3 protein-coding genes are annotated in these 4498 nt (G+C 62.9%); all 3 read right to left on the bottom strand.

Going from position 1 to position 4498, the window contains the following annotated elements; genetic code table 11:
• A partial coding sequence (gene gcvP / locus AC2FEB_RS23210) for an aminomethyl-transferring glycine dehydrogenase (protein ID WP_117871899.1) occupies nt 1–2855 on the bottom strand: 2855 nt, incomplete at its 3' end.
• 175 nt (nt 2856–3030) lie between these two features.
• Nucleotides 3031–3396 carry a glycine cleavage system protein GcvH gene (gene gcvH / locus AC2FEB_RS23215; RefSeq protein ID WP_299644461.1) on the bottom strand — a complete coding sequence of 122 codons (366 nt, stop codon included), beginning with the start codon at nt 3394–3396 and terminating at the stop codon, nt 3031–3033.
• A gap of 18 nt (nt 3397–3414) precedes the next feature.
• Nucleotides 3415–4498 (bottom strand): glycine cleavage system aminomethyltransferase GcvT (gene gcvT, locus AC2FEB_RS23220; RefSeq protein WP_496677682.1); only part of this gene is annotated, 1084 nt, incomplete at its 5' end.

Below are 4498 nucleotides of genomic sequence, written 5' to 3' on the forward strand. Positions count from 1 at the left end.
TATTCCGCGGCTTCTTCGTATGCATCCATTGGGGGGCATGTGCAGACGAGGTTTCTGTCGCCGTATGCGTTGTCGACGCGGTTGACGGGTGACCAGTATTTGTCGACGCCCATGGAGCCCGGCGGGAAGCAAGCCTGTTCGCGGGTGTAGGGGCGGTCCCAGTCGCCGACCAGATCGCGCACCGTGTGGGGGGCGTTTTTCAGCGGGTTGTTGTCCGCGTCGATCTTGCCGTCGATGATGTCCTGCGCTTCCGCGCGGATGGACAGCATGGCGTCGCAGAAGCGGTCCAGTTCGGCCATGGGTTCCGATTCCGTGGGTTCCACCATCAGGGTTCCGGCCACCGGCCAGGACATGGTCGGCGCGTGGAAGCCTGAATCGACCAGGCGCTTGGCGATGTCATCCACGGAGACATGCGCCTCGGCGTCCAGCGGACGGGTGTCGAGGATGCATTCATGCGCCACCCGGCCCGTTTCCGAGGTATAGAGGATCGGATAGGCGTCCTGCAGACGCGCGGCGATGTAGTTGGCGTTCAGGATCGCCACTTTCGTCGCCTGGGTCAGACCGGCGCCACCCATCAGCAGCACATAGGCCCACGAGACGGGAAGGATCGAGGGCGAGCCGAAGGGCGCCGCCGAGACCGGCCCCACGGCGGTGCCGTATTCCGGGTGGCCGGGCAGGTGCTCGGTCAGATGCGCCTTGACGCCGATCGGGCCCATGCCAGGGCCGCCGCCGCCATGCGGGATGCAGAAGGTCTTGTGCAGGTTCAGGTGGCTGACGTCTCCGCCGATGTCACCGGGGCGCGACAGGCCCACCATCGCGTTCATGTTGGCGCCGTCGATATAGACCTGACCGCCGTGATCATGGGTGATCTGGCAGACCTCCTGCACGGTGGTCTCGAACACGCCATGGGTGGACGGGTAGGTGATCATGCAGGCGGCCAGATGATCGGAGTGCTTTTCCGCCTTGGCGCGGAAGTCGGCGACGTCGATATTGCCGTTCTCATCCGCCTGCACCGGCACGACCTGCCAGCCCACCATCTGGGCCGAGGCCGGGTTGGTGCCATGCGCCGAGGTCGGGATCAGGCAGACATTGCGCTGACCCTGCCCGCGGGCGAAGTGATAGTTGCGGATGGTCAGAAGACCCGCATATTCGCCCTGCGCGCCCGAGTTGGGTTGCTGGCTGATCGCGTCATAACCGGTGATCTGGCACAGCTTGTCGTTCAGGTCGGCAATCATCTCGTGATAGCCCTGCGCCTGATCTTCGGGGCAGAACGGATGCAGATTGCCGAACTCGGGCCAGGTGACCGGGATCATCTCGATCGTGGCGTTCAGCTTCATGGTGCAGGACCCCAGCGGGATCATCGCCCGGTCCAGCGCCAGGTCACGGTCGGCCAGACGGCGCATATAGCGGGTGATCTCGGCCTCGGCCCGGTTCTTGTGGAAGATCGGGTGGGTCAGATATTCGCTTTCACGCAGCGCATAATCGGGCAGGCGGTATTGCTTGTTCGAGCTGTCATCCTTGCGGTCGATGCCGAAGGCACCCCAGACCGCCTCGATGGTCTCGGGGCGGGTCTGCTCGTCCAGGCTGATGCCGACCCGGGTCTCGCCCACCTTGCGCAGGTTGACGCCGCGGGCCACGGCGGCCTCCATCACCACATTCTGCAGATGGCCGACCTCAACCGTGATGGTGTCGAAGAACACTTCCGGTTCCACGGCAAAGCCAGCCTCTTCCAGACCGGCAGCCAGACGCGAGGTCTTGCGGTGCACCGATTGCGCGATGGCCTTGATGCCGTCGGGGCCGTGATAGACGGCATACATCGAGGCAATCACCGCCAGCAGTGCCTGCGCGGTGCAGACATTCGAGTTCGCCTTCTCGCGGCGGATATGCTGCTCGCGGGTCTGCAGCGACAGGCGGTAGGCCTTGTTGCCCCGGCTGTCGATGCTGACACCGATGATCCGGCCCGGCATGGACCGCTTCAGCTTGTCGGTGGTCGCCATATAGGCAGCATGGGGCCCGCCATAGCCCATCGGCACGCCAAAGCGCTGGGTCGAGCCGATGGCGATATCCGCGCCCATCTCGCCGGGCGATTTCAGCAGCGCCAGCGACAGGATGTCGGCGGCGACAATCGCGATGGCTTTATGTTCGTGCAGCGCCGCGATCTCGTTGGTGAAGTCGCGCACATGGCCATGGGTGCCGGGATACTGGAAGATCGCGCCAAAGACGGAACCTGCATCCAGCGTGTCCGGATCGGCCACCTGAACGTCGATGCCCAAAGGCTCGGCGCGCGTTTTGATCACCGCGATGGTCTGCGGGTGGCAGTTCTTGTCGACGAAGAAGGCCGCGTTGTTGGCCTTGGACCGGCCGCCGCGCTTGGCCATCGCCATCGCCTCGGCCGCGGCTGTGGCCTCGTCCAGCAGGGACGCGTTGGCCACGTCCAGCCCGGTCAGGTCGCTGACCATGGTCTGGAAGTTCAGCAGCGCCTCAAGACGGCCCTGGCTGATCTCGGGCTGGTACGGCGTATAGGCGGTGTACCAGGCCGGGTTTTCCAGGATGTTGCGCAGGATCGGCGCGGGCGTGGTGGTGCCGTAATAGCCCTGACCGATCAGCGAGGTCAGAACCTTGTTCTTGCTCGCCACCTCTTTCATATGGAACAGCGCATCGCGTTCCGTCATCGCCGGACCCCAGTCCAGCGGCTCTTTCTGCCGGATCGCCGGCGGGACGGTGGCGTCGATCAGCTCGTCCAGCGTCTTGAAGCCGATCACCTTGAGCATGTCGCGCATCTCGGTCGGGCTGGGCCCGATATGGCGGCGATTGGCAAAGTCATAGGCTTCGTAGTCGGTCAGTTTGAAGGCCATGTGTAGCGCTCCTCAAGGAATGTCTCGCCCGGCCGCTCTGGCAGGAGCCTCCGGCGGGGAGTAAGGGCCGTCCCGGAAACTGTCCGGTGGACAGTTTCAGGCCCGAACGGGCGGAGCCCAAATTCGGCGGCATAAGTTAAAACGATGGAGCCCCGTGCCGGGACTCCGTTTGGGTTTACCCGATCAGGGCCTTGTAGCCGTCCAGATCCATCAGCTCTTCCAGCTGGGATGCATCGCTGATCTTGATCTTGTAGATCCAGGCCTCGCCCTCGGGATCTTCGTTCAGCGCACCGGGATTGTCGGCCAGCGCCTCGTTCACTTCCGTGATCTCGCCATCGACCGGAGCATACAACTCGGACGCCGCCTTGACGGATTCGATCACGCCGATCTCGCCGCCTTTTTCGAACTCGTCGCCCGCTTCCTGCTGTTCCACGAACACCACTTCACCCAGCTGCTCGGCGGCATGTTTGGTGATGCCCAGAGTGGCCGTGTCGCCTTCAACGCTCAGCCATTCATGCTCTTCGGAATAATAGGTTGCCATCTTGTCTCTCTCCTGACTTCAACGCTTGTAATTCTGTTTGACGAAGGGCATGGCCACGATCTGCGCCGGTTGCGCCTTGCCCCGGATGATCAGGTTCACCTTCTCGCCCGGCTCGCCATGGCCCGCGGACACATAGCCCATCGCGATCGGGCCTCCGACCGTCGGGCCAAAGCTGCCCGAGGTGATCTGGCCGATCGTGTTGCCCTCAGTGCACTGGATTTCCACACCCTGGCGCGCCGGAGCACGGCCGTCGGGCTTGATCCCCACCAGCTTGCGGGATGCCCCCTCGGCCAGTTCGCGCTGGATACGCTCCGCACCCGGAAAGCCGCCTTCTTCCTTGCGGCGCTTCTGCATCGCCCAGCCCAAAGACGCCTCGACCGGCGAGGTGCTCTGATCGATGTCATTGCCATACAGGCACAGCCCCGCCTCAAGCCGCAGGCTGTCGCGCGCGCCCAGACCCGCCGCTTCGCAATCCTCATGCCCCAGGAAGGCTTTCGAAACTTCGATCGCCTTGTCCTCGGGGATCGAGATCTCATAGCCGTCCTCGCCGGTATAACCCAGCCGCGAGATGCGGCACTCGACACCGTTGATATCAGCAAGGGTGGTTTCCATGAACTTCAGGTCACGGGCAACAGGGCACAACGCGCCGACAACATCCTCGGCCTTGGGCCCCTGAACCGCCACCAGCGCGCGGTCGAAGATCTCGGTCACTTCGACACCTTCGAGATTGTCACGCATATGCGGAATGTCCTGATGCCGCAGCGCCGCGTTCACCACCACAAAATAGTGATCCCCCGCATTCGACACGATCAAATCGTCCATGATCCCGCCGTCAGCGTTGGTGAAAAACCCGTACCGCGCCTTGCCTTCCTTCAGCGTCGCATAAGCCTGCGGGCACAAAGCTTCCAGCTTCTCACCCACATTCTCACCGCGCAGAATAACCTGACCCATGTGAGACACATCAAACAACGCCGCCTTCTCTCGGCACTGCTTATGCTCACCCATAATCCCCAAAGGATACTGAACAGGCATCTCCCACCCAGCAAAATCAACCATCTTACCACCCAAAGCAACGTGAAGGTCATACAAGGGCGTGCGTTTC

This window comes from Ruegeria sp. YTSC106, from assembly GCF_059609765.1.

Bases quoted from the DNA above. Each gene is read 5' to 3' on its own strand.
- gcvH (WP_299644461.1), bottom strand. From the start codon at position 3,396: ATGGCAACCTATTATTCCGAAGAGCATGAATGGCTGAGCGTTGAAGGC.